Origin of the sequence: Peribacillus sp. FSL E2-0218 (genome assembly GCF_037992945.1) — a bacterium.
GTDB lineage: Bacteria > Bacillota > Bacilli > Bacillales > DSM-1321 > Peribacillus > Peribacillus simplex_B.
Map to the genome: position 1 here is coordinate 4,207,999 of NZ_CP150304.1, position 24,588 is coordinate 4,232,586.

Here is a 24,588-nt window from a genome sequence, read left to right on the forward strand (position 1 = left end):
TTTTATCAATCGTCATAGGTATAACAAAAAAAGGGCTACTTCACGTAACCCTTTTTAGTACAATCCTTTTTCTATTTATTTTTGACTTTAAGAGCCTGTATTACTTCTTTTGTTGCCTCAGCGATAAGCTTGTCATTATACTCGGCATCTTTTTCATCTCGACTTGAAAGGACGGCAAGAACGATAGGGTCTCCTTTTGATGGCCAAATGATGGCGATGTCATTTCGCGTACCATATGATCCCGCGCCAGTCTTGTCAGCAACTTCCCAGCCTTTCGGCACTCCAGCTCGAATTAGCGCATCTCCCGTCGTATTTCGCTTCATCCAATCTATTAAAAGCTCACGTTTCTCTTTTGGAAGTGCATCTCCCAATGTAAAAGCCTGAAGACTTTCAGCAAGTGCTCTTGGCGTACTCGTATCATGAGTTTCACCAGGATTCACTTCGTTTAAAGCTGGCTCAATCCGCTCAGGGCTGGTAACATCATCACCCATTTCCTCCAGTGCTTTTTTGAATCCAGCCGGTCCCCCCAGTTGCTTAAGGATAAGGTTTCCAGCAGTATTGTCACTGTATCGAAGAGACGCATCCGAAAGCTCCTTAAGCGTCATCCCGGCATCAACATGCTTCTCTGTGATCGGATTATAATTAACCAGATCCTCCTGTGTATAGGTAATTCTTTGCTTAAGGTCTACCAATGATTTCTGTTGTAATAGAGCTCCTACAGCTAGGGCCTTATGAGTGGATGTATAAGCAAAACGCTCATCTGGATGATAGGTTACCGTTTGGTTTGTACCGGTATCCAAGGCAAAGATACCAAGCTTGGCATCAAATTTTTCTTCAAGCTGGGCAAAATTTTGAATCTTGGCCGTTTCTTGTTTTTTAGGTTCAGTTAATTCAGCCTTCCCGTTATTGTTTGAACAACCCGCAAGCGCTGCGCATGAAAGAACCAGTACTGGCACTATTTTTTTGAATGTGGAAGTACAAAAAATATGGTTCAATGATTTCATTGAAATTACACCTCTTTCTAGAAATTTTTTATTATCTGTTCTCCTCCGCAGGAAACACTAACACAGTCATTTTATCAACGATCCGCAACAATGAACATGTAGTGCTTATAATACCTCCATGATAAAAAGATGAATATTTAAAATATTCAACGCAGGAAAATCGATCGTTTCATACTAACGGTTTCTCCTATTGTTTAAATGGAAGCCGTGGACTTTCATCTTGATAGATAGAGTAAGTCCAGCCTCCATTTTCCATTTCTGAGCATTGATCATCATTGCAAAAAAAGAGATAGGTCTGCTGGTCAGTACGGACACTTACACCAAAATAGTAGGGGAATGCTCCCCCTTTATTTTTATCAAGGCTAGCATCCATCGCAATAATGTTCTCTTTTTCTGCTATCTTTTTATAATCTTGACTCTCAACCGTTTTTTGAACCATTTCACTTAAAATAACCTGTTCACTTTTGGAAGGTTCATACGCATGTTCAAAAATAAGCCATCTTCCAAATAAAAACAAATTAAACCCGATACTGATCATCAATAATGTAACTAAAATTTTATTCTTCATATCCCCCTCCCTCTCCTTCGAACGTCTCTAACTCCTGTAATTCGATTAAACGACTTACACTCTCTTCTTTATTAAAAGAACTATGCCAGCGATAATCGTATTGATCCAATATACGGTAATGGTTACTAATCAAGTTTTGTTGCAATCGAAAATCCCCTCTATAATCCATTTCCTTCCACCATATCTTCCCGCCCATTGTTTTTTCTTTAGGCGTCCCGCCATTTTTGCTTGCAATTAGCCGGACAAAATCAACTGGATCATCACCAATCGATGACATCAGCAATTGGCTATGTTTAAACAAAGCGCAAAATGCCACAACGGTGGTCCAATTGGCTTCTGTTCTTCTTTTTTCAATTTGAACTAATGTTTTTTTTGAAATCCCTAGTATTTCACACATCTTATCTTGAGAAAAACTTTGCTCAGTTCGAACAAGTTTCATTTTTTCTGAAATTAAATGGATGAATTCTTCTCTTTCCATTAGTAGTAAAAACCCCTTTTTAGTGTAATTTTACACTAAAAGTATAATTTTTCAAGCGAAAAATAGTATAAAATGAGATTCACGATTTAAGCTTATTAATAGGAACTGAACAGCTAGCTGCATAAAAAATAGACAAACCCGAAGTTCATCAAGTTTGTCTATACTCTGAAAGCATTCAACAGGGAATGCTTTTTATTTTTCTGATGGAACCATCCAGACCTGTTTGCATAAAGAAAAAGCTGTCTTCAAGACAGTTACAACCTTCAACTAACGTACACCTCAATGACTTAATTTAGTTTAACCAGTATAAAGCATTGGTCATCTTTACATGAATCCGGGTTCTTTCCATTTCTAAGGGATTCCATGATTTCCTGTTTAAGTGTCGATAGCGGGGCTTTCGAATGGTTCTTTATTAATGAACATAATTGGTCTGAACCTAGAGGTTCTTCCACTCCATCTGTATAAAGGAACAGGCTGCTGTCCTTATTGTATGTGATGGTAGTCGTAGTAAAACTTATCCCTTCGAACATCCCGAGTGGGGGACGATTGGAATGCAGGTGATATTGGGTTCCGTTCACATCCTGTAAAACTACGGGAGGATGGCCGGCATTAATATAACGGATTTCTTTCTTATCCGTATCGATTAAAAGGTAAACAGCTGTGCAATAATAAGAAGTTTCACTGGTGTTATTGAATAGAGAATGAAGAAGATCATCTAATTCCTTCATGACGGCGCCGACTTCGGAACCTTTTAGAATCAATCTTTGAAATATGGAATGAAGCGACATGGTTATGAGAGCCGAAGAAAGCCCGTGCCCCATCACATCGAGCAGGATAAGGCCAAATCGGTGGGCGTCAATTTGGTAAAATCCATAAAGATCACCTGATAGTTGATTGGCGCCTTTATAATAGGCTTGAATTTCAAGATGTTCATTACTAATGGGAACAGGCAATAACGCCTCTTGGATTTTTTTTGCGAGTTCCATTTCTCTTTCTGTTTCCATTTTGTATTTTTCGTTTTTCCCGTTCAATTCAATAAGCTTTTCTTTTTGCATTTTCACCGTTTCATGAGCATTCTCTAAATCAGCATAAGCCATATTCTTAGCATGTAGAGCTGTCATTGCCTCTTTTTTCGCTAATAGAAGCTCATTTTCCAGTTCGTTTCTTTTTCGCATGGGAATCACCACACACTCAATAATGGTTCTTCCATCGCGCTCTCTTCGGACAGCGTTGAGTAACACGGGTATCTCTTCACCATCTGCAGACTTTAAAGATATATAAATTTCCTCAATGTGATTTTCCAGCTTAATCAGAGGAACCAGATATAGCTGATGAAAGAGTATAGCCGAAGCTGAAAGGATAAAGTTAATATGCTGCCCTTCCATTTCTTCGTGACCATGCCCCAATATTTTAAGTAAAGTTTGGTTAACGGATAAAATAGTATCTTCTTCTGACAAGGTAAAAAATCCGCAAGGTGCCTCATTTAATTGTTCATTCACAAAAATCCACACCTATCCTTTTCTATCAATCGATTGTCGAAGACTCATCCAAATATTGACGGATCAGGAGAATCGTCTCCTCGGGATGACTCATATGCGGACAATGTCCTGTTGCTTTCATCATGTTCAATGTACTATCAGGAAGATGTCTGTGAATATATTCACCTACTGCTGACGGAGCAATAACATCATCAGAACATTGCAAAATAAGTGATGGCACTGTTACTTTTTCTAAGTCTTTACGGTTGTCTGCGAAAAAGGTGGCCTCTGCAAATTGGCGAGCGATAATGGGATCAGTGGAACAAAACCGCTTCTCCAGCTCCTGTTTTAACTCTGGTCGATCGGGATTGGACATAACCGTTCCCGCAAAGGCGGTTGCCCAGCCTATATAATTTTTTTCCATCATATCAATCAATCCGAAAAGTTGTTCTTTCTCGAATCCTCCGTAATAATCATCAGGGAGGTTCAGGTAGCAAGGCGAAGGCCCTACCAGAACAAGTTTAGAAAAGTATTCAGGGTGCTTAATGGAGGCCAGCATGCCAATGACACAACCAACAGAGTGTCCAACAAAAATAGCATCCTTTAGCTCTAATGCGGAACAAACATCAAGTACATCTTGTGCATACCCTTCAAGAGAGCTGTATCTTTCCACGTTGTATGCCTCTAAGTCGGAATGACCTGACCCAACATAGTCAAATAGGATAATTTGGTATTCATCCTCGAAGTCTTTTGCAACTGATTGCCAGACATTTTGATCACAACCAAAGCCTGGGGCGAATATCATGGGTCGTGTACCGCTTCCCTTTACCTTTACATTGTTACGCACGATAATATTAGGATTCATAACTGGCTCCTTCACTTAGACGATATGCTTCCTATATGTTAACACTAACCTTACCTGAATTAAAGAATTACCCGATTCATCCTAAATCCTTAATATAGCCGCCTTCCATATATCCAATTGGGGAGAGGCATCGCTCTTCATGCCCACTAATTAAGTAATAGGAAGAAAGACCGTGACGCTCAAATCAATACTTATTTTTCAAGATTTTGGGCATAAACCCAAAATGAAATCGAACGAAGGGTGTGTAGGTATCCATTTAATATCTGTTTGACTTGTGGGTAGCCAAGCATCCCTTACTACCCTGCCTCGTTAGTTGCATAAAAATAAGCTGTCTTTAAGACAGCTCCGTTCTTCAGCTATTCCATCTTTCGGCTTGTTACGCCTTTTTCCACAGCCCGCCTGAGCAGGGAGTGAAGCCAGAGGTTTCATAAAAGTTTTTGTGTTTGGAGGCATACGTTAAGGTAACGATTTCTAATCCATACCGTTCCGACTCATTCAATAATTCTCTTACCAGCTTCACACCAATCCCCCATTTTTGATAATCAGGGTGAACCATTATGTCTTCCATATAGCCATGTTCCAATCCCATGCCTGCAACATAACCAAATGCTATCAGCTTATTATCTTCGTTTCTTACTCCAGCCCAGAAATTGGATCGCTCGAACAATCTAGGATAATCTTCATCGCGTCTTGCCCACCCAACAAGCTCCCTTCATTCAGGGACTTCATGATTGGATATCGGCATGTTTATGATGACTTGATCGTTCATTTAATCCCCTCTTTCTTCATCCGCAATTGCCTGTTAAGTAGTCATTTCCACAGGATGAAGTGTAATTCCTTGTTGAACTCTCTGCCCCTTTAGATTCGCAAAAAAAGGTTGCCGCGCAACCCTTTTAATAAGGAATGTTAATTCAAACTTGTTGTTTATTCATTCTTTCATTTGGATCATATTATACTTTCTGTCCTGCCCCGATCGTTGTTCCTTGGTGAAAAAGCATTTGCCATCTTCCATCTGTAAATTTCCAGATGGAACTTCGCAATGAATGTTGTTTTTTTACTTCGTTAAATATTCGATAGGTGGCTAACACAATTTCTTCAGACAATGGATGTATGTCAAAATCACTCAAAGTCATCTTTACCTCACCTATTCCTTCTTCAGCAATCCCCTCATCTTTGTACAAGACTTCACCAGAACTACCAAATTCAAAAAACTGGTCTGCAAGTATATGGTTAAGCTCGTTTTGAGATGTACGAATTTCTGGTTTTAACAACTTTTTTTCCAGTTGCAGTAAATGTTCATATAACGCAGATTCACTTCCCATTTTCCGCTCCCCCTTTTTCACTTCAAGCTAAACTACCTAATCCATCAAAAAATGAACGGCCAAAGCAACTCCCTTATTGAAGTAACGCACCCGTTGTTTATCATTCTATCTGGATAACAATTTCAGAACCCGTCGGATTTTCCTTAAAGGGTTCGTGATATTCTTTAAAAACCAAGTCCATGCTTGATATATCGTCAGGCAACGGAGGGGAAACGATGAAGTTGTATGTATAATGTCCTGTTGAGCCTCCTGCCCTATCCTGCCAACAATCATATGGTTCCCCTAAAAATAATTCAAAACTTTTGTGATGATGCTCGTCCATCGGTACATCCTTCGCTTCCTCCCAATCGACGTGAAGCTGAATAACACTAGCATTCTCATACTGTCGAATAACCGTTACCGAATATACCTGATCGTCTTGTTCAACCATTTTCAAAACCGATAGGTGCTTTCTGAATCCAGTCGGTTCTACACGAGGTTTATATACGTCGTCCATTCTCATTGACCAGAACAACGACCTTAATAAATCCTCATACAGATCATATTTCAAAGCCCATTTGGAAATAGCATCCTCAGGCGGAACGCCCGGATTGTCGGCAGAAATGTCCTTCCGTTGTCTTACTAATGCGCAAAGCTGTTCATCTATCGAAGAAATCCTTTCATCATAATGTTCGGTTGGTTGTTCGAATGGCATTCGGTTCATGGTACTCCTCCTCATTGTTAGTTCAAGTGTAAATCATTAGCTACCTCTATGTTAACAAATAATGGATATTGATGGAAAGTAAAAAAACGGCATATGACTGCTCCGCTCCTTCGCTATCACACCCGTTGGTTCAACAAGATCTTTATATTTTGTTCCATTCATGCTTTTTCATTTTCCGCCAGTTCCTCATGAACTTGAATATGAATACACCTAATTCATTCCTTTCTTACAGCAATCATCGAAAATCCTAAAATGGATACCCGTTTATTCTGGTTACCCTAGCAAGCAAGATTCCTATTAAAGACAAAACGCTCCCCTTATTGGGAAGCGCTGTTCGTTTTTAGCATATGTTCATTGGGTTTGCTTCTGCTTGGGGGACTTCCCTAATCATCCTTTCCGTTAACGGAGCGGCAATCTTATATATAAAAAAGGAAGAATATCGGGGAATCCCTTATCCTTCCTTAATGGATGTTTTATTGGACTAATTCAGACAAATCGGGCTGCAATTTGGTTCGCAGAACATACAGCATGCTGGCACCGACGAGAAATGCCACGGCATCCGCTATGACAAGCGACCAGACCACCCCGTGGAAGCCGTTCATTTGATTGGCGATAAACAATACGGGAATCAGGGTGATTCCTTGAATGATTGACATAATGAAAGCGGCAGTTCCTTGCGCAGTTGCTTGGAAAATCCCGGTAAACAATGCGGTCATTCCGGTAATGAACAAGGATAAAAACGTCACATGCAGAATGTAGCTGCCCATTTCAATTAATTGCGGGTCATTGGTAAATAAGCCGATTAAGTGGTCGGAAATCAAGTAGACGATGATGCCGAACACGACTGCCAACGCCACGATCGCTTTGATCGTAAATCCAATCGTATTCTTCATGCGTAATTTATTCGCTGTGAAAGAGAAGGCAATCAACGGCACGACTCCCTCGCATAAGCCCATCAGAATGAACTCAGGAAATTGCAATAAACGGGATGAAATTCCGAAGGCGGCTACGGCCTGATCCCCGTATTCGACAAGAAAATGGTTGAAAATGAGCGACATGGCTCCCATAAACACACTCATAATAAAGACAGGAATTCCGATTTTCAATACATTGCCCAGAATTTCCTTGGTAGCCTTGAACCATTTTACCGAGACCGTTAAGAATTGGCTTTTATATCCCATATGGAAGGCGTAGAATGCACTCCCAACCAAGTTGGAAATGACCGTAGCAGACGCAACGCCGATCACGTCCCAATGAAATACGAAGATGACGAACGCATCGAGAATGATATTTACGACAACACTGAGAATCATCCCGATCATCGACGTGATTGCTGCCCCCTCCGAGCGCACGATGTTCTCCAGCGTAAAGAATAATACGACGAATGGCGAACCGATAAGCATGATCGTGACATAGTCCTTCGTGAAATTAAAGGATTCAAGCGTAGCCCCCAGGCCATGGACGATTGGATCGATCAGCGGGAGCCCGACGGCCATCATGATAAGACCGAGAACTAAGCTACTGTAAAAGGCGAATGAAGACACATGCTTTACATCATCATATTTTTTCTCTCCAAGCAAACGCGAGATGAATGTACCGCTGCCTACGCCAATCAAGTTTCCCAGCGCCATGATGATTGCGAATAACGGCAAGGTTAGTGCGAGTGCCGTTAACATCGCCGTATCGTGAAGCGTACCAAGGAAATAGGCATTCAAGATCGAATATATGACACTCATCGACGTACCTAGCATCATTGGTACAGCGAAGTGGGCTACGGCTTTTGCTATCGGTGCTTTTTCAAAATAATAGAGGTTTTCTGAATCCATATGGAGTCACCACTTTCATCATTATTATAGGTTTAAATCTAACGGTGTTAGATTGCCCCTTACAGTATTAGATGATATCATAAACCTATGACCATGTAAATCATAAACTTACACTGTTAGTTATAAGGAGGCTTATCAATGAAAAAGCAACAGCCCCAGATTTCGGAGGATAAGATCATAGAAGCTTCATGGGAGCTTCTGGGGGAGGAGGGCATCGAGAAATTCAGCATGAGACGCTTGGCCACCCGGCTTGGAATTCAGGCTCCCTCTCTGTACTGGTACTTCAAGAGCAAGCAGGACCTCTACCAGCGGCTGGCCAACCATGTATCCAAAATGATCCTGAAGGAGTTTCACTCCGACGGTGACTGGAAGGAGCAGCTGACGGTCCTTGCGGTTACGGTACGGAGTGTGCTCAGCCAATACCCTTGCTCAACACAGCTCATGATGATGACGCTGCCCCACGAACCGGACATCATCCGATTCACCAACCGCATGCTGCTTTGCGTGGAATCGACGACGCTTGAGCAAGAGCAGAAAATGCAAGTGGTCACCACGCTTGTGAATTATATCTATTACTTCGTTCTAGACGATTATCAGCATGAACGGAATGTTTCTGCCATCATGAAGGACCAGGAAACGGATCCTGGCGAGGAGGTGACCCGCCTTCTGAACTCCATGAGCGAGTCGGACGCAGGACTGTTCCGGAGAATGTTCACAGATGGGCTTTTCAACCTGATGGGGTCCGATCGTTCGTTTGAATTCGGTTTGAAGCTGATTCTGGCAGGGATTGAGCAAGTGATAAAGGAGCAGGAGAAGTAGAATCTAAATCAACGTTCAGTCGTTTTTTCGGATGGGCGCTTTCCATGACGTTCACCGTATATCTTCGTGGGGAAATAACGTGAATTTTCAAGGGAATCCATTTTAAAATTCTCATTTTACCAAAAGCCAATAACTGTACATAAGAAGTTGGAATCTAACATTGCCGTACACCCAGCTATCTTTTCATTCAAATGAAAAACCCCTTCATTAATTAAAGTTATCTAGTAGCTTACAAACGATAAAAATTGCCCAAGGATCATGTAACAATGGGCTGATAGCCAAGTTACCAAAACCAGCTTTGGGCAATAAGCTACCTGTATAGGCTGAAGGGGGGCGAGAAAATGGGTCGACGAATAAAACATAATTCACGAGACGTGGAGGAGTTGGCGAGACTCATGAAGGCGGAAGCGAGCGGTGAGGGAGTCCAGGGCATGAACATGGTGGGAACGGTTGTGGCCAATCGGGTCGAGGCTGACTGTGCCCCTGACTTCAGAGGATTGCGCAATATCAGACATGCGATTTATCAAACGATACCCGGAACTGAAACTCCTCACTTCGAGCCCGTCTTGAATGGAACCTTGTATACACAACGCCCCAATGAAGCTGACCTTCAGAGGGCCAGGAATGTATTGCATGGGTATCGGGACCCGCGGGCCCGAAATAGTTTGTGGTTTTTCAATCCCAGTCCGGGGAAAAAATACCGAGCACCCTGTACCGCCACCATGCCAAGGTCGCCCATGACGCAGTTCGATTTTTCACACAAGAATCATTGCTTTTATATCGGCGTACCGGGCTATTGTCCAGTGTTTTATAGTTGAATTAAAAAGGAGCAATCTTCTCATGACTTGCGGAGACTCTAATTATTATCCAATGAATGATCATCCTGGTTTTTATCCAGCTTCCACGATGAATGGCATTGCCGGGCAACCACCATACGGCGGCTTCCGGGAAACCATGCCTTCTGGACCTTCGTATGCCGCCCCAGTCGTCCCGATGGGGACGGGGCAGCAACTTCCGGCTGGCACGATCGAAGAATCTTTTATGGAAAACATCCTGCGCTTCAACAAAGGTAAGATCGGTACCTTCTACTTCACTTACCAAGGCAGCAGCAAATGGAATTCAATGATTTACCGCGGGCGCGTAGAAACGGCTGGTCGTGACCACATCATCATCAGCGACCCGTCCACCGATAAACGATTCCTGCTGCTGATGGCAAATCTCGACTGGGTCGAATTCGACGAACGAATCAACTATCCTCAGACACAAATTAGTCCTAATGTCCAGGCGTCCTTGACGACAACCGATTGAGCTTGCAGAACACCAAAAAAGGTAATTCAGCCGAATTACCTTTTTTTACGTGGAAGAAATACCTGCTAGGGGATGGTTTCTTTACTCACTTTCCAAAAGATCGAGCAACGAAGCCTCAATGAATCTTTTTAACCTAAAAGACAGCTTCGATCTTCAGTTAACGTACCCGCTATGATCTCATATATATATTAATTCCACTCCCAAAAAAATGATCCTTGTGAAACGATAAGTTTATCAAGCCATGACTCGAAAGTATTCTGTCCCATTTTGCTCATTTGGTCGTCTGCTATCCACATATAATCCTTTCTTCCTTCTTTGAAATAATTATAATTAATCATGATTTCCCCTATGTTTGGATAACTCCCAATTGGATATGAGCCTCTGTTATCTTCTGTTAAATACGGACCAAAATTATACTGAAATTGTTTCAGTCGATTAGGTATATCTTGTGCTTTATAAAGGGCAATTCCAGCTGAATATTCATCTTCGAATAAATAAACTCCGTTATGCAGTAGCAGAAATTCTTTATATCCTTCCGGTAAGATTAAATTCTCTTTATTGACCAATCTGTCTAATTCTTTAACTGGGATGGGAGGATTAAATGTGAAACGAGTCCAATGAACATTTCCGTGTGTTGCTTGAATCAAAAGTCTCTTACTGCTATCTAACCTATTTTTTAATCCTAATAAGATTTCTGTAACATTATGCATAAAAAACATCTCCGTTTTTTTAAGTGTATCTCTTTACAATTCCAATCTTCGTTCTGTATTTATGTTCTATTTACTTGTTTTTTTATTAAGAACTGCCTTTGAGACAGCTCCGATCTTCATCTAACGCACCCGTTAACTCAAAATAATTAATTCAAAATTCATCTTTTTTCCAACCCTTATATCCGACGAACTCCACAAGACCGAAACCTATTATCATTGATAAAATCGGTACAGCATAATATCTCGGAGGTCCAAATATTAAGATAGCAACAATGAAAACTGCAATAAAAAGTGCAGTATTTAAAAGATATGATTTTTTTCGATATTTTATATAGCGTTTTATTTTATCCATTTTGTATTCTTTTCACTCCAATTACGCTTGACTCCTTAATGATATCATCTTCAACTAAACTGCCCGAAAATGGAGCGGTTCCAGCCCTATAAAGAAGTAAAGCATGCGTTAGTTGGAGAACTAGCTCTTAGTAGAATACGAACTGTACATATTATCCCATTACATCTTTAAGACGTTTATTTTGTCTCATTAAGAATATCCAAAACATCAATAGAACACTAAATACAATAAATAATAATATCGGTGCCTGAAAAATACTCCACGTACTTGGTCCGTAATGGGTTACTTGGTGATGTCTCTCAATAGTCTTCTCATACGAACTTTTATATTCATATTGAATGACCCACCGATTTTTCGCCAGCACAACAGTTCCTAAATCGTAACCACTAGGGGTAATGGAATCATTCTCCCTAAGTATTCCCTGATTTCCAATGACAATGGCAGCTTCCTTGTACTCAATAGGATAGATCGTTGTAGGTTTCTGTTTTACAGAAGCATTTTCCTGTAACCAATCTTTTAAATCTGCTGCTGGAAAAACAGCTAACAAATTAAGTTTTTTATTATACTTATTAAATACGGTAAGAAGTTGTTTTTCTTCTTTTTCCGTCACTTCTGTTGAGGCTCCGAGAATATGAATTACTTCATCCATAATGGTTTCTTTTTCTTGTTCTACTACTTCCAACTTAGTTACTTCTTCTCTATGTTCATTAAACTTAATAATTGAATGGATTAGAAATATGAATCCAAACAGCAAGGAGAATAATGTTGTTAGAAGTAAATAATTCGTCAGTTTCTTTTGACCGTTGAAGAATCTGGCTAATTTTTGGAATGGTTTTTTTACTTCCACTTTATAAACTTCATCTATCTCAACGGTAAAATCCACATCATTTTTCATACTTTCTAATACTTCTCTACATTTTTCACACGATTCCATATGTTCCTCAATATAATGAATACTATCCTGGCTGCACAAATGATCGATATAAGATGGAAGTAAATCTCTCACTATATTGCATTTAATGTCCATTTTTATCCTTACCCCTTTCCCTTAATTTCATCTTAGCCCTATAAAAAGTAACTCTCGCCCAGTTTTCATTTTTTAACTGAATTTCCCCTATTTCTTTGAAACTAAGACCACCTAAGATTCTCAATAGTAAAACCTCTTTATATGGTTCATCAAGTAAGTGTATTATTCGGTATAGGGCAATTTTGTCTTCGGAATAAATAAGTTCAGCTTCAGGAGAAGTATGAATTGTGTCCTCTTGAAGTATATGTCTTTGTTGCTTCTTATTACGTTCAAGATGCTTATAATAGGAGTGCTTCGCTATTTGACAAAGCCAAACTGACATTTTACATTCACCATTATATCTATCAATGGATTTTACAGCTTGATAGAAGGTTTCTTGTGTTAGTTCTTCTGATAAATCTGCGTTGTGACAAAGACACATTAGATATTTAAAAACTTCTTCAGCATAACTGCTATAAATTTCATCTAGTTCCCCCAAGCCTTTTCCTCCTCTCGTCTATATATCCGTTTCCAGTCAATTTCGTTACAGAGAATATTTAAATTTTTTTGGCAACAGAAAACCGCCAAACATAATGGCGGCTAAAGTATTAAAATGCAACATAATAATTAATATAACCTCTATTGAATTAAGCTGCCCCGTTTGTTCCGTAAGAACTGCAATTGAGTAAAGTATAACGAAAACCAGTGAACAAGCACTCTATTTTATAAATGGGGATTTTATCTTGTGTTTGAACTTGGTAACAATAGGGCATACCATACCGGAGTAACATATGGGCTATTTGAGTCAGAAAACGGTGTCGGGTCTTTTTTAGTAAGTAGACTAATTCTCTTTGCTCGTTATGAATAGGCATATTCATTTGATACGAGACAAATTCAGGAACAGTGTATGAATAAATGGGCAATTTGTTTCTCCTTTGTTCATTTTGAATATAATAAAGAATTTTTTCCATTAATCTACCGGTTTTTTAAATTTGAATACTAACGCTAAAGCACACGGTAATTGAAGAGATAATAATAGATAAAATTTTCATAAACGCCCCTCGGATATAAAATAATTTTCTTCATATACGTGTTAGGTTGTCACTTTTCTTGTTCAACTAACCTGCCCCGATAGTTCCATAAGAAAAAGCTGCCTGAAAGACAGCTCTGATCTTCGGCTAACGCACCTAATAAGGTTGTTTAATTTGGGTGGCAATAGCTATTAATCGCCCCCTAATCAAGTTTAGCGAAAGCCACTAGGGCACCTTTATCACAAGATTGAAAACCGTTCTTTTCGTAGAAGTGACGTACATCAGGTGCTTCTTCTGTTAAAAGGACTTTTTGACGTACATCCTTATATTTTTCAAGAACATGCTGCATCATGATTGTTGCAATGCCTTGATTTTGATATGCATTTAAAACTAAAATATCTTGAACATAGACAATTGTCAGTCCATCTCCAACTACCCGAGTTAAACCGATTAATTTCCTGTGTTCCCATGCTGATACAACATATAAAGATTGAATTAAAGCTTGTTGTAATTGATTTAAATCTTTTGTATATGCATACCATTAAACATCATCATAAAGGCTTTTTAAATCATCTTGCTCTATATGTTTTTGTTCTATAATAATAATGGACATTATATTTTCCTCCTCAAAATTTTATTTTGAAGAGTATAAACGTAATTTCACCACTGTCTTATACCTCCTTTTAAACTAACATAATGCCTTTTTTGAATAAAATATCGAAATATTACTTCTTTTTATTATACAAGAAATAAAATAGGTGGTATTAACTTCCATCATGTAATTTTTAAACAATTTACACATTAGTCCTCATTTTTTTATAGAACTATCCTGCCCCGATAGTTCCATAAAAAAAAGCTGCCTTAAAGACAGCTCCGATCTTCAGCTAACGCACCCGTTCTAAACACAACAAATAGTTGATTATTAGGATTTAAATTCAAATGTATTTTTTTCTAGACATATTGCTTCATCAAAAGTTTTGATAATAATATCAAAACGCTGACTGTATGGATGCATAAATACTTCGTACTGAATCCGACGTTCTTCATGAGACTGCCTTAAATAATTGATATTGGTTCCTCTCTCAACAATATCACGGCTCGACCTTCTCATTAATTCCGTTTCACCATCTGTATAGAAGTAGATTTTTAAATCAAATAAATCTGGATTAATAAATGCGACACTCATTCCTTCTACAATCGTTACTTTGTTTTTCGAAGAAATTAACTCACTTTTCATATAATGCGTAGCTATTGTATATAAATCTAAACCATCTCTAACCATCCGAACATCACTTTCTAATGAATCCAAATGATGGGCTGCTGGATGGCAAGCCGTCATTTTATAACGATGATTTTCGTTTTGATATGTATAGTCGATAACTGCATGCTTTCGTATGTTTGAACTAACAATATATGGATCTGTATTAATATAATTCACTTCATTTTGATTTAGTACGATTGCGAGCCTATTGGCAAAAGTCGTTTTTCCAGCAGCACCATGTCCTGAAATGCCAATAACAATCTGTTCATCAGTCATTCTGACCCAATTTATGATTTCTTGTAATAACTTATCCATCCCTATCCTCCTTTTACTAAAATAATGCTCTTTTCAGGCATAACTTACAAATTCCAGATGAAGCATCTGATTTCCTTTCTTACTCCAGAATATGGCCAATTGTTGAATAAAGATCAAACAGTACTCTTCAACTATCTTGCCCCGTTAGTGCCATAAGAAAAAGGCTGCCGCAGCAACCCCTGTTAATGAACTAAACCAGCTAATAGGAAGTCAATATTTTTCTCTAAAATTTTCATTTCCCTTATGATATACTATTTTTGTTCATGACAAATAACCCTCCAAAACCCTTTTGGAAGGATTTTTCTCTGTTTCACAAAATCGTTAATCAGGCTAAATCTAGGAATGCTTCTTTTCTCTTTAATAAAGCGTAAATCCAATGAAGCAACTTATTCATACAGGCAACGATTGACACTTTGGCTGGTTTTCCTTCTGATTTTTTCTTATCATAGAAGGCTTTAAGCTTTTTGTTCCTTGAACTTCTTATGCCACATAGTACGGCAAGATACAGAGAATGACGTAGTCTGCTCGAACCTCTTTTAGTAATACGATTAATGGTTGCCGTAAACTTACCCGATGAGTGAACACTTGGATCTACTCCAGCGAAGGCAACTAGTTTTTTCGGGTGATTAAACCGATCGATTTCACCAATCTCAGAGATAATCGTGGCTGCGATTTTTTCTCCGATACCGGGAATCGATTGGATGATCTTATATTCTTCCAGTTCATTTGCCAGGGCCACTATACGATCTTCCAACTCAGAGAGGTGTCCCTGGTAATGAAAAAGCAACTCAATATACATACGAAGATTGATTACGTGACTTTGATACACGTTTATTTGAAATGGATTTCGAGACGCGGAGTCCATTATTTTTTTTGCTTTTTCCCATGCCCATTGACCCGATCGGCTAGGACAGAACTCTATAACACTCTCTGCTAGTTTACTTTCTCCGGCTGCTAATACCGCCTCTGAAGTGGGATATTCCTTTAATATCAATAAGGAAACCCTTGAATATAGATCCCCAAAAACCTTCCGGTATTCAGGAAACACTTGATCTAAAATGGTGTGAAACTGAAGTTTAGCTTCCACATACATATTCGTTACGATTTCCTGTTGTCTGGACAAATTCCGAAGGTCTAATAGCTGAATTCCTCTAACTTTATGAGGTTCTAAATCCTCTTTGTAATACAGCACACACAACTGGTACGCATCGATAGCGTCCGTTTTTACCTTCCGTAAGCTGGACTTCTTTGCCTGATAAGAAATAATCGGATTTAGTAAGATATATGGAATCCCTTGTTCCTCCAGGTATTGAATAACAGGAGAATGGTAATGCCCTGTAGATTCTAAAATGACCATAGGCATCTGCCCTGTCACCTCTTCAATTTCTTTTAGAAATTCTAAAAAATGATCTAACTCCTCTTTGATATGCTTCATTGAAAAGCTCTTCCCATACGGTTTAGATTGATCTAAAAATGCCTGAACTTGGCTCTCTCCTTTTGCCACATCCAGACCAACAACTGGATTCATTGTTTTTTCCTCCTCTACTTACTAACCAGTACCCCTAGTCCTCTCCATGTAGTGTCATAGCTTCGCTTGTTATACGAGATCTGCGTCCCAACCAGCCTCAAACATGTTTCTACAAGTAGGGGGCGGACAGTTTAGTTCACGGGATCAAGTCCCACGCACCCGTACGTCCTACCCTGGCTACTGATATAATAGATTCTATTAAAAAAAGGTCAACCAGTAATTTTTACTGGTCGACCTTATAATACGAACGCACCCGTTAGTTCTATAAGAAAAGCGAAACTTCTTCAAGAATCGCGACCTTTAATTGAATAACTAAAATCTGACCTCACTTATAAAACCACTTAATTCTTCAGATTCGTACCTACTAAAAATACGATATTAAACTGTAAGACTCTAAAAACAAAAGCACTGACTACACACTGCTTTTGTTTACGTTGTTCTTATGAGTATTTCTTGAAAGATTCTATTATTAGTAATTCGCATAAATCTTCATAACTTATTTGATTAGCATGGGCTTCTTTAGGTAATAAACTAGTTTGCGTCATACCAGGTAGAGAATTCGCTTCAATACAATAAATTTCATTATCCTGATCAACAATAAAGTCAATTCTAGAATAGACTTTTAATCCTAATAAATTATGTACTTTTAACGCCGTGTTTTGTAATTCTTCAGCTAGACTATTTGGAATATTTGCAGGAGATATTTCTTCACTTGCACCTTCTTGATACTTACTTTGGTAATCGAAGAAACCTTTCTTAGGAATAATTTCTATAACAGGTAAAGCAGCATTTCCAATTATGCCAACAGAAAACTCTCTACCATCTATTTTTTCTTCAATTAGAATAGTATTTGAAATACCCTTTATTTCTTCTAATGCTTTATGAAGTTCATCAGAATTATTAAGAATTATCACTCCTATACTAGAACCGTTGTCATTTGGCTTGAAAACTACTGGATAATTAATTTCTGGTAATTCTTTATCGAAATTATAAATATCCCATTTCGGCGTTTTTATTCCATTAAAAGCCATTAATTCTTTTGAAATTATTTTATTCATCGCTAATAGACTGCCCTCATAGGAACTACCAGTATATTGAATACCGTATATATTGAATAAGGCCTGTAATTGTCCATTTTCACCAATTCCACCATGAAGAGCAAGGAAGCAAATATCGGCATCTTGACAAATTTCTAACACATTAGGACCAATTAAAGACTTTTGATTATTTTGCTGTTTTCGTAATACTTCCAAATTAGGTTTTTCTTTAGGCACATTATAAGTATATGTTTCTTTTCTATATTTTTTATAAGCTGATTCAAAATCAGAAACATCTTGTAAACCTTTATAAATATCTAGTAATAATACATCATGATTTTTTGAAACTAAAGCATTAGAAATTTGAGCACCAGAAGCAAGAGAAACATCCCTTTCATCACTTAACCCGCCAGCTAATACAACTATTCTCATTTTTTACCTCCTGTTACGATTATTTACTATTAACTATATAGTTCACCTCATTCATTATATATTAAGAATGGGAATGGAAAAAGTTTCATAAGACACTTATGTCTTATTTCGGATAAACTTTGCACGAGTCCTTAGTGAACTAACCTGCCCCTTTAGTTCCATAAGAAAAAGCTGCCTTAAAGACAGCTCCGATCTTCAGCTAACGCACCCGTTAGTTTAAGTACAAACCTTCACAATCTTGCTAACCTGTCCCGTTAAAAAAGGCTGTCTAAACAACAGCCTGACTATTACACCCTAAGTTAGTCTTCTTGTATATATTTACGGTCCAAAAAAAATCATAAATAGCATTAGAAATATGTTTAATACTAACAATATCTTACCAAAGAGATTTTTTATTGCTAAAACAGAAAATACAATAGAAATTAAGAATGAAAAAATTGCTAGTTTTGGTGGGAAATACGCAATGTCTAAAATGCCTGACATGGAAAAAAACAAAAGAAAACTGCTAATAAATATAAATATCATTAAAAAAATTAATGCTATCGTAATATAAATAAAAGTCCTGACTTTTTTCAAATGTTGTTTCTCATAACTATTATCAACCATTTTTCCCTCCTGATTTTAATAAAAATTTCCAATAAATACAATTATAACATTTTATAAACTATAGAGTAAGCATTCTTCAACCATCCTGCCCCTTTAGTTCCATAAGAAAAGAGCTGCCTTAAAGACAGCTCTGATCTTCAGCTAAAGCACCCGTTAGCTCAATAAGAATAACCCCTAGCCCCTAATGACTCATCATTATAGGAATGAATCTGCTATTTCTATTAAAACCTTTGGTGGAACTTTATCAGATATCCTCTTATCAATTCCTAACATATACTGCCAACCATCTTTTTCAAAAATCAAATAATTACATACTTGGGCTCGGTTTGTCACATATAGTGCATAAGTGTCATTGCTTATTTTATACTTTTTGTCAATCCGTTCTTGTGTAAAATTAATCCTGTGTTCGCTCGGTCGAACTCTGATTACATAATGGTTTTTCGGTATATTTTCATTAATTAGCTCAACTTCAAGCTCATTGTTTATTCCAATTGTATGATTGCATCTGCCTAATTGATGTGTGAAAGCTATAGGTGGCAATTTATATGGAATTTTTATCTTTTTATTAAAGTATGATTCGCAGGTCTTCAAAGCTTCCTCAACAGGCCTGTAACCTATATCGAATAGAGCTTCTTCAAGTGGAATTCTGCCTGTATTTGCAGCAACTACATTCCCAAAAGTATTAAAGCCAAAAATGAAACAAATGGATAAACACAACCATCTAATCATAGGAACCCACCTTTTTTTATGGTGGTAGTTTGTTCAAACTTTAATTAAACTATACTATACCGTTATTTGAATTGCTGAACAGCCTTATGCAACAAACCTGCCCCTTTAGTTCCATAAAGAAAAAGCTGCCTTAAAGACAGCTCCGATCTTCAGCTAACGCACCCGTTAGTTCTACAAGAAACTTATCTTGTTTTCCTTTTATGTACTTTAATTTCGCCTTAAATTAAATACATTTTTCATACTTAAATAACAAAAGCTTTTCAGTTAGCTGAACTTCTCCTATTTTTTCATAGCCAAATTTCTCATAAAAATATTGATTTCTTTTGTTTAAATATGGAGTATATAAACGCCATATTTTTATCAATGGAAATTCAGCCTCAATTAATTTCATTATCTTTGTTCCGAGACCTTTATTTTGATATTCGTTTGCTATGAATAGTTTGTCTAATAACAGTATATTTTCTTTTTTGCGGAGATCTATTCCACCGATAATGTTGTTATTTGACCATATTGTGTAATGAATAGAGTGTTCTATATTTTCGATTAATTTCTCAGGTGTCTCATTTACAGGAGTTGTATCGTGGTCTTGGTATAACTTATAGTCTTCTGCAAAAGCCTGTTTCTGAATAGTCAACAACATATCTACTTCAGTTAAACTTGTTCTTTTGATGGTAATTTCCATCTGTGATGCACACCCTTTATTTGATTTTTTTTGTTTTCTACATATTCTATACAAATTGTTAATTATCCTTGTTGAACTATCCTGCCCCTTTAGTTCCATAAGAAAAAAGAGGTGCCTTATAGACAGCTCCGATCTTCAGCTAACGCACCCGTTAGTTCAACAAAAATCTACTCTTAAATCCACTCATTTCCATGTTCACGAATGAATTTAATATCGTTTTGATAATGTTCAAGATGCCCTTCATCTACCATATTTTTAAAAGCTATGTCACCTTCACTGGCTTTTCTTGTAATTGTTTTACATATACCTTCTATTCGTAGCAATACCATCTCCAAATAATCTTCTTCTAATCCCTTACCGTAAGATTCAAAAAACAATCTAACTCTTTGTTTTATATGGTTAGCATGCTGTAATGAATTATAATTAACTTTCTCACCTGTTTCAGAAAGATAAAATCTACTTAAGGGGACGCAAGTATAAAGAGTATAAGCTATGTCCCAAAGTCTTGGACCAGGTCCAGCAACATCATAATCAATAATGCCTATCGGTCTTTCATTCTTAAAAATAATGTTGTATATTGCAAAATCATTATGGCATAGTACCTCAAATGGTTGGGGGGTGTTATCTATTGATTCCCAGCTATCATCAAGTGAAAAATCACTCACAGAATCATGATAAAGACGGAGCATTTTCCCTATTTCTATTAAGACATCATCAGACCACATGTATTCTTGTAAAGGATAATTTCCAGCTTCTCCTTCAATAAATGATAATATCTCTCTTCCTTTTTCATCTATACCTAAAAACTTTGGTGCATAACTGAAACTTTTGTTCTCCAAATGCAGTAATAGCTTATGAATCTTGGGACTATCTGGCTTTAATTCTCGTCTCACAGTATCTCCCGCCCGATAAACGTTAGAGACATTCCCTCCTGTTAGCATTTCTTCGTTTTTATGGTTTGACATCTAATATTCCTCCCCTAATTTTATCTCCACTCATTTGAACACCTCATTAAGCAATCATTACTTTGGTAATTTTACCACAAAAATCCACTATCTTTATGGAACTATCCTGCCCCTCTAGTCCCATAAGAAAGAGCTGCCTTTAAGACAGCTCCAATCTTCATCTAACGCACCCGTTAGTCATCCATGTAGCGCAAAAATCAGCGCTTCACCACAGAGAATGAAAATGGGTCTCTATGTCGATAATGTTTTAATGGCTGGCGAAGAAGGTCGTTGAACTATGGTGCCTTTGAGCCCATCCGTTAGTCTGACTCCGACGACCACGGTGTACCACCGACTGTCGCGCCCTTTATGGGTAGCACTTATGGGAGATTAATCCTTTTTTGGTCGTCGCGCTAGCCTCTACTTAATTTGCTATGATTGGAGGTTTTTGTTTAACGATTTACCAAACTCAATCAGATCACTCATAAGGCTCAGCCTTTTTTAAAAAGCGTTTTTACTGGGTCTATTTTGTTGTGATTTTTTCTGGATTTTGAGCTTTTTTAATTTTCATGGGAGTTTAAGTACATTTATTCACAAACTTTGCCCTTATTTGATTGTTAACTGCAATGCTCTATTTTAAAACTGTCTCGGCTGGGGTAAATGCTTCCCATTGATTATATTTCGTTGTTATTGATGAAATAAACCAATACTCTTTAAATGGTTCTAAATTCTTTTCGACGATTATAATCTTCTGCCCACCACCAAAATCTCCATATGATGCCCATAAATCGTATTTAACGGTATACCGCATTTTGGATTCGCTAAGCTTTTCTACTTTGGTAAAACGAAAGTTACTAACCGAAGGGCTTGACTGACCTGTTATCCAGTGAGTTTCCTCAAATTTACTCCTCGATTGTTTTCGAAGCGAAGGGGACAACATCGCATATTGAACAGCGCCACTTCGACCATTTACGCCTAATATCCACAATTCAACAGCTTGTTTTGGTTCGGTTACCATCAAACCAGTCATAAAAGACATTAACTGGCTTTCTAAAGGAGTGAGTTGTTTGCCTTCAGTAATTTTTTCCTCAAAGGAAGGAGGAGTATCGTTCGCTTTTGCATTTACTGTTCCATAATACAACCCACAAATTAGTATACTAAATAAAATCAATAGAAGAGGTTTACTTTTATCCAATTTCATCACCTTTAATTATATTTAGGGTTAGTTTATCCTGTTCAGTTACAATCATTCCTTCTGCAACTAACCTGCCCCGTTAGTGCCTTAAGAAAAAGCTGCCTTAAAGACAGCTCCAATCTTCAGCTAACGCACCCGTTAGTTCATTAAGAATGGGTTTTCGTTGTCAGTCCTCTGTAATCAGAAACCATCTGAAGGAATTTTTCTTTCTCTTCTAAATACGGAACGTGATTACTTTTTTCAAAAATATAAAGTTTGGAATTTTTTAAACCTGCATTTATTTCTTCAGAAAAAACAAGAGGACATTGTGCATCGTGTCTTCCACAATAAACAATGGTCGGGATAGTAACCTGATACAGTTCAGTTTGTATGTCGTAATTGGGCAGGTCATTAAAGGAATAATAATCTAACCTTTTTTGTACAACTTTCCCACTACTCGGTTTTTTAAAGTATTCATCCCATCTTTCTTTGTTATATAAAGACATATTAGTCCATTCTCTGTTAGCATCCCTTCGCTCTTCAGTGGTAGAGTCCGGAGATTTTAATATAGCAAAGATTTTTTTCAGTTTTTTATTTAGTGGACTACGAGAACTATAAATACTGCCCTCGTGTTCCATATATTTTTTAGTAGCAGTTGCTCCTCCAACTAATAGTTTTGTCAGAGATTTTGGAAACATTGTTGCATAAACTAGACCAAGCATTCCTCCAGTTGAATGCCCTGCAAAGCACCACTTATTATAATTTAAAGCTTCTCTAATAGCCTCTAAATCCTTAGAGGTTTCTTTCATACTTAATTCATCTTCTATACCAACTTTGCAAGAGTTTCCTGCTTCTTTTAAGTTTATTAGATAAACTTTGAATTGATCTACAAAGGCGTCGGCGAAATAATAACCTAAGTCATTAAACTCACTATATAAATGGGTAATACACACTGGTTCTCCTTTTCCTTGGGTAAAGATCTCAAACTTTCCACGAGATGTACTTATAAACATTCTCTTCCACATAACGAACCCCCTAAAAATAATAATGTATATTATTGTGAATTCAACTTTTTTAGAGAAAACCCTTCCAAGTTACTGTTGAACTATACTGCCCCTTTAGGTCCATAATAAAAGCGAACCTTATTCAAGACTCGCGTCCGATTGCTGAACAAAAAAATCCTGCACATCAACACAGGACCTTTGATAATACTTTTATATAAATGATAAAGCTTTATGTAGTAAACAACGTTCCATTTACTGCTTTAGCGTACCTAGTTGCAGATTTTTGAACTTGGTTATGGGCTTCTTCTTTAATTACTCGGTGAAAAGCGTCATATAACCGTCCGAACTTAAATTCATTAACCCGATTTGCGATTCTTTCTACTGTTACACTGGGCATTGGAATGAAGTTTGGATAACTATACATAAAACTTACCCATTGGCGATCAGCTACAATCCGAATGATATCCCCAGTCAGTAATATTCCGTTCTGGCTGAATCCGTTTTTCCATTCTAAAACGGTGCCGCCTTTAAAATGTCCACCAATCCTCTGAAGTATGACACCTGGCTGTAATTCAAGCGATTCTCCAGACCAGAAAATGATTTTTTCGCTTGGCCTCGTTACCCAGTCTTTTTCATCTTCATGAATATAAATTGGAGCGTCAAAAGCTTCAGCCCATTCCACTTGACTAGAGAAATAGTGAGGGTGAGATAACGCAATAGCATCGATTCCACCTAAATCTTCAATTTGCGTAATCGTTTCTCGATCAATATATGTAATACAGTCCCATAATAAATTAAAATTCTTATCTTTTATTAGATAAGCAGTTTGTCCGATTCCAAAATTCGGAATAGTATTTATGCTATATAACCCCTCTTCGTCAAGATTAATAGAATTTTTATATATTCCATCTTTTTTCATCATTTCTAATGTTGTCCATGTTTGCCCGTTAGGACTAACATATTGTCTTTCTTCCCCGCAAATCAAACATTGATTAGGTACTTCTTTAGAACTGTCATATTGGACTCCACATGTCTCACAAATATAATTAACCATAACCTTTTTCCCCCATATCTATAAAACCTTAACAATAATTATTATATATAAATAATGTAAAAGTTTTAAATTTAATGCTCTATTCCACTTCTTTTATGTTTGGTTATATATTAAGAAATACAAATTCTTTAGTGATCTATTCAACAATCTGTCCCAATTGTTGAATAACTCCGTATGCACTCTCGAACTAACCTGCCCCTTTAGTTCTACAAGCCAATGAAAATGAGTAAGCTTTTGTTTCAACGAAGTTTATTCGTACTGTGCAGCACTATTTCTTGTAACAATTTGTAACATGATAAGAATATGCATCCAAACTTTCTAATGTTATAGTTAAAGAAAGTAAAGGATATTT

At 37.5% G+C, this 24,588-nt stretch carries 24 protein-coding genes and 2 pseudogenes; 3 read left to right on the top strand and 23 right to left on the bottom strand.

Features of this window, described 5'->3' with window-relative positions; translation table 11 throughout:
* Nucleotides 1-71 precede the first annotated feature (71 nt).
* The 9 genes and pseudogenes from bla to MHI53_RS20200 all read right to left on the bottom strand — a co-directional run bounded on the left by bla (nt 72) and on the right by MHI53_RS20200 (nt 8,244).
* The gene (gene bla / locus MHI53_RS20160) at nt 72-1,004 is read right to left on the bottom strand and encodes a class A beta-lactamase (RefSeq protein WP_340372079.1); all 933 of its coding nucleotides are present in this window, start codon (nt 1,002-1,004) and stop codon (nt 72-74) included.
* 187 nt (nt 1,005-1,191) lie between these two features.
* The gene (locus tag MHI53_RS20165) at nt 1,192-1,572 is read right to left on the bottom strand and encodes a hypothetical protein (protein ID WP_061140914.1); all 381 of its coding nucleotides are present in this window, start codon (nt 1,570-1,572) and stop codon (nt 1,192-1,194) included.
* Nucleotides 1,562-2,050 (bottom strand): transcriptional regulator, encoded by a 489-nt coding sequence (locus MHI53_RS20170; protein ID WP_340372080.1) that lies wholly within the window; start codon nt 2,048-2,050, stop codon nt 1,562-1,564. Before MHI53_RS20170 ends, MHI53_RS20165 begins: the two co-directional genes overlap by 11 nt.
* 287 nt (nt 2,051-2,337) lie before the next feature.
* Nucleotides 2,338-3,549: a SpoIIE family protein phosphatase gene (locus MHI53_RS20175; RefSeq protein ID WP_340372081.1), complete on the bottom strand. Its 1,212-nt coding sequence runs from the start codon at nt 3,547-3,549 to the stop codon at nt 2,338-2,340.
* A 25-nt stretch (nt 3,550-3,574) separates the two neighbouring features.
* On the bottom strand, nt 3,575-4,393 hold the full coding sequence (locus tag MHI53_RS20180; protein ID WP_340372082.1) for an alpha/beta hydrolase: 819 nt from the start codon (nt 4,391-4,393) through the stop codon (nt 3,575-3,577).
* A 376-nt stretch (nt 4,394-4,769) separates the two neighbouring features.
* A pseudogene (locus MHI53_RS20185) lies at nt 4,770-5,072 on the bottom strand (GNAT family N-acetyltransferase); the annotation flags it as partial.
* 271 nt (nt 5,073-5,343) lie between these two features.
* The gene (locus MHI53_RS20190) at nt 5,344-5,715 is read right to left on the bottom strand and encodes a DUF4440 domain-containing protein (protein ID WP_061140917.1); all 372 of its coding nucleotides are present in this window, start codon (nt 5,713-5,715) and stop codon (nt 5,344-5,346) included.
* A 100-nt stretch (nt 5,716-5,815) separates the two neighbouring features.
* Nucleotides 5,816-6,418, bottom strand: coding sequence for a hypothetical protein (locus MHI53_RS20195; RefSeq protein ID WP_061140918.1), 603 nt, complete (start codon nt 6,416-6,418; stop codon nt 5,816-5,818).
* A 473-nt stretch (nt 6,419-6,891) separates the two neighbouring features.
* Nucleotides 6,892-8,244, bottom strand: coding sequence for an MATE family efflux transporter (locus MHI53_RS20200; protein WP_340372083.1), 1,353 nt, complete (start codon nt 8,242-8,244; stop codon nt 6,892-6,894).
* A 138-nt stretch (nt 8,245-8,382) separates the two neighbouring features.
* Here MHI53_RS20200 and MHI53_RS20205 point away from each other — a divergent pair, with 138 nt between their 5' ends.
* The 3 genes from MHI53_RS20205 to gerQ all read left to right on the top strand — a co-directional run bounded on the left by MHI53_RS20205 (nt 8,383) and on the right by gerQ (nt 10,371).
* Nucleotides 8,383-9,063, top strand: coding sequence for a TetR/AcrR family transcriptional regulator C-terminal domain-containing protein (locus tag MHI53_RS20205; RefSeq protein WP_340372084.1), 681 nt, complete (start codon nt 8,383-8,385; stop codon nt 9,061-9,063).
* A 341-nt stretch (nt 9,064-9,404) separates the two neighbouring features.
* The gene (locus MHI53_RS20210; RefSeq protein WP_340372085.1) at nt 9,405-9,881 is read left to right on the top strand and encodes a cell wall hydrolase; all 477 of its coding nucleotides are present in this window, start codon (nt 9,405-9,407) and stop codon (nt 9,879-9,881) included.
* Between the two features lie 22 nt (nt 9,882-9,903).
* Nucleotides 9,904-10,371, top strand: coding sequence for a spore coat protein GerQ (gerQ, locus tag MHI53_RS20215; RefSeq protein WP_340372086.1), 468 nt, complete (start codon nt 9,904-9,906; stop codon nt 10,369-10,371).
* A 188-nt stretch (nt 10,372-10,559) separates the two neighbouring features.
* Here the strand turns inward: gerQ and MHI53_RS20220 are convergent, their stop codons facing one another.
* The 14 genes and pseudogenes from MHI53_RS20220 to MHI53_RS20285 form a co-directional block, all read right to left on the bottom strand.
* Nucleotides 10,560-11,081, bottom strand: a complete 522-nt coding sequence (locus MHI53_RS20220; RefSeq protein ID WP_340372087.1) for an SMI1/KNR4 family protein — start codon at nt 11,079-11,081, stop codon at nt 10,560-10,562.
* Between the two features lie 151 nt (nt 11,082-11,232).
* Complete coding sequence (locus MHI53_RS20225) at nt 11,233-11,433, bottom strand: hypothetical protein (RefSeq protein ID WP_061140927.1); 201 nt, start codon at nt 11,431-11,433, stop codon at nt 11,233-11,235.
* 151 nt (nt 11,434-11,584) lie between these two features.
* A complete protein-coding gene (locus MHI53_RS20230; protein ID WP_340372088.1) occupies nt 11,585-12,460 on the bottom strand; it encodes a zf-HC2 domain-containing protein in 876 nt (291 codons plus the stop codon).
* The gene (locus MHI53_RS20235) at nt 12,450-12,938 is read right to left on the bottom strand and encodes a sigma-70 family RNA polymerase sigma factor (RefSeq protein WP_340372089.1); all 489 of its coding nucleotides are present in this window, start codon (nt 12,936-12,938) and stop codon (nt 12,450-12,452) included. Before MHI53_RS20235 ends, MHI53_RS20230 begins: the two co-directional genes overlap by 11 nt.
* Before the next feature lie 734 nt (nt 12,939-13,672).
* Nucleotides 13,673-13,975 (bottom strand): annotated as a pseudogene (locus MHI53_RS20240) (GNAT family N-acetyltransferase); the annotation flags it as partial.
* 417 nt (nt 13,976-14,392) lie between these two features.
* A complete protein-coding gene (locus tag MHI53_RS20245) occupies nt 14,393-15,046 on the bottom strand; it encodes a phosphoribulokinase (RefSeq protein ID WP_340372090.1) in 654 nt (217 codons plus the stop codon).
* Nucleotides 15,047-15,371: 325 nt separating this feature from the next.
* Nucleotides 15,372-16,574 carry an IS110 family transposase gene (locus MHI53_RS20250; RefSeq protein ID WP_340372091.1) on the bottom strand — a complete coding sequence of 401 codons (1,203 nt, stop codon included), beginning with the start codon at nt 16,572-16,574 and terminating at the stop codon, nt 15,372-15,374.
* Nucleotides 16,575-17,014: 440 nt separating this feature from the next.
* Nucleotides 17,015-18,043 (bottom strand): D-alanine--D-alanine ligase, encoded by a 1,029-nt coding sequence (locus MHI53_RS20255; protein ID WP_340372092.1) that lies wholly within the window; start codon nt 18,041-18,043, stop codon nt 17,015-17,017.
* 801 nt (nt 18,044-18,844) lie between these two features.
* On the bottom strand, nt 18,845-19,378 hold the full coding sequence (locus MHI53_RS20260) for a hypothetical protein (protein WP_340372093.1): 534 nt from the start codon (nt 19,376-19,378) through the stop codon (nt 18,845-18,847).
* Between the two features lie 223 nt (nt 19,379-19,601).
* On the bottom strand, nt 19,602-20,060 hold the full coding sequence (locus tag MHI53_RS20265; protein ID WP_340372094.1) for a GNAT family N-acetyltransferase: 459 nt from the start codon (nt 20,058-20,060) through the stop codon (nt 19,602-19,604).
* Between the two features lie 173 nt (nt 20,061-20,233).
* Nucleotides 20,234-21,025, bottom strand: coding sequence for a phosphotransferase (locus MHI53_RS20270; protein WP_340372095.1), 792 nt, complete (start codon nt 21,023-21,025; stop codon nt 20,234-20,236).
* A 610-nt stretch (nt 21,026-21,635) separates the two neighbouring features.
* Complete coding sequence (locus tag MHI53_RS20275; RefSeq protein WP_340372096.1) at nt 21,636-22,205, bottom strand: hypothetical protein; 570 nt, start codon at nt 22,203-22,205, stop codon at nt 21,636-21,638.
* A 140-nt stretch (nt 22,206-22,345) separates the two neighbouring features.
* Nucleotides 22,346-23,203, bottom strand: a complete 858-nt coding sequence (locus MHI53_RS20280; RefSeq protein WP_340372097.1) for an alpha/beta fold hydrolase — start codon at nt 23,201-23,203, stop codon at nt 22,346-22,348.
* A gap of 208 nt (nt 23,204-23,411) precedes the next feature.
* Nucleotides 23,412-24,236 (bottom strand): MBL fold metallo-hydrolase, encoded by an 825-nt coding sequence (locus MHI53_RS20285; RefSeq protein WP_340372098.1) that lies wholly within the window; start codon nt 24,234-24,236, stop codon nt 23,412-23,414.
* Nucleotides 24,237-24,588: the final 352 nt, after the last annotated feature.

Excerpts from the sequence above, each read along its gene's own strand:
- bla (WP_340372079.1), bottom strand. The coding sequence starts at position 1,004 with ATGAAATCATTGAACCATATTTTTTGTACTTCCACATTCAAAAAAATA.
- MHI53_RS20165 (WP_061140914.1), bottom strand. The coding sequence starts at position 1,572 with ATGAAGAATAAAATTTTAGTTACATTATTGATGATCAGTATCGGGTTT.
- MHI53_RS20170 (WP_340372080.1), bottom strand. The coding sequence starts at position 2,050 with ATGGAAAGAGAAGAATTCATCCATTTAATTTCAGAAAAAATGAAACTT.
- MHI53_RS20180 (WP_340372082.1), bottom strand. The coding sequence starts at position 4,393 with ATGAATCCTAATATTATCGTGCGTAACAATGTAAAGGTAAAGGGAAGC.
- MHI53_RS20190 (WP_061140917.1), bottom strand. The coding sequence starts at position 5,715 with ATGGGAAGTGAATCTGCGTTATATGAACATTTACTGCAACTGGAAAAA.
- MHI53_RS20195 (WP_061140918.1), bottom strand. The coding sequence starts at position 6,418 with ATGAACCGAATGCCATTCGAACAACCAACCGAACATTATGATGAAAGG.
- MHI53_RS20200 (WP_340372083.1), bottom strand. The coding sequence starts at position 8,244 with ATGGATTCAGAAAACCTCTATTATTTTGAAAAAGCACCGATAGCAAAA.
- MHI53_RS20205 (WP_340372084.1), top strand. The coding sequence starts at position 8,383 with ATGAAAAAGCAACAGCCCCAGATTTCGGAGGATAAGATCATAGAAGCT.
- MHI53_RS20210 (WP_340372085.1), top strand. The coding sequence starts at position 9,405 with ATGGGTCGACGAATAAAACATAATTCACGAGACGTGGAGGAGTTGGCG.
- gerQ (WP_340372086.1), top strand. The coding sequence starts at position 9,904 with ATGACTTGCGGAGACTCTAATTATTATCCAATGAATGATCATCCTGGT.
- MHI53_RS20220 (WP_340372087.1), bottom strand. The coding sequence starts at position 11,081 with ATGCATAATGTTACAGAAATCTTATTAGGATTAAAAAATAGGTTAGAT.
- MHI53_RS20225 (WP_061140927.1), bottom strand. The coding sequence starts at position 11,433 with ATGGATAAAATAAAACGCTATATAAAATATCGAAAAAAATCATATCTT.
- MHI53_RS20230 (WP_340372088.1), bottom strand. The coding sequence starts at position 12,460 with ATGGACATTAAATGCAATATAGTGAGAGATTTACTTCCATCTTATATC.
- MHI53_RS20245 (WP_340372090.1), bottom strand. The coding sequence starts at position 15,046 with ATGGATAAGTTATTACAAGAAATCATAAATTGGGTCAGAATGACTGAT.
- MHI53_RS20250 (WP_340372091.1), bottom strand. The coding sequence starts at position 16,574 with ATGAATCCAGTTGTTGGTCTGGATGTGGCAAAAGGAGAGAGCCAAGTT.
- MHI53_RS20255 (WP_340372092.1), bottom strand. The coding sequence starts at position 18,043 with ATGAGAATAGTTGTATTAGCTGGCGGGTTAAGTGATGAAAGGGATGTT.
- MHI53_RS20260 (WP_340372093.1), bottom strand. The coding sequence starts at position 19,378 with ATGATTAGATGGTTGTGTTTATCCATTTGTTTCATTTTTGGCTTTAAT.
- MHI53_RS20265 (WP_340372094.1), bottom strand. The coding sequence starts at position 20,060 with ATGGAAATTACCATCAAAAGAACAAGTTTAACTGAAGTAGATATGTTG.
- MHI53_RS20270 (WP_340372095.1), bottom strand. The coding sequence starts at position 21,025 with ATGTCAAACCATAAAAACGAAGAAATGCTAACAGGAGGGAATGTCTCT.
- MHI53_RS20275 (WP_340372096.1), bottom strand. The coding sequence starts at position 22,205 with ATGAAATTGGATAAAAGTAAACCTCTTCTATTGATTTTATTTAGTATA.
- MHI53_RS20280 (WP_340372097.1), bottom strand. The coding sequence starts at position 23,203 with ATGTGGAAGAGAATGTTTATAAGTACATCTCGTGGAAAGTTTGAGATC.
- MHI53_RS20285 (WP_340372098.1), bottom strand. The coding sequence starts at position 24,236 with ATGGTTAATTATATTTGTGAGACATGTGGAGTCCAATATGACAGTTCT.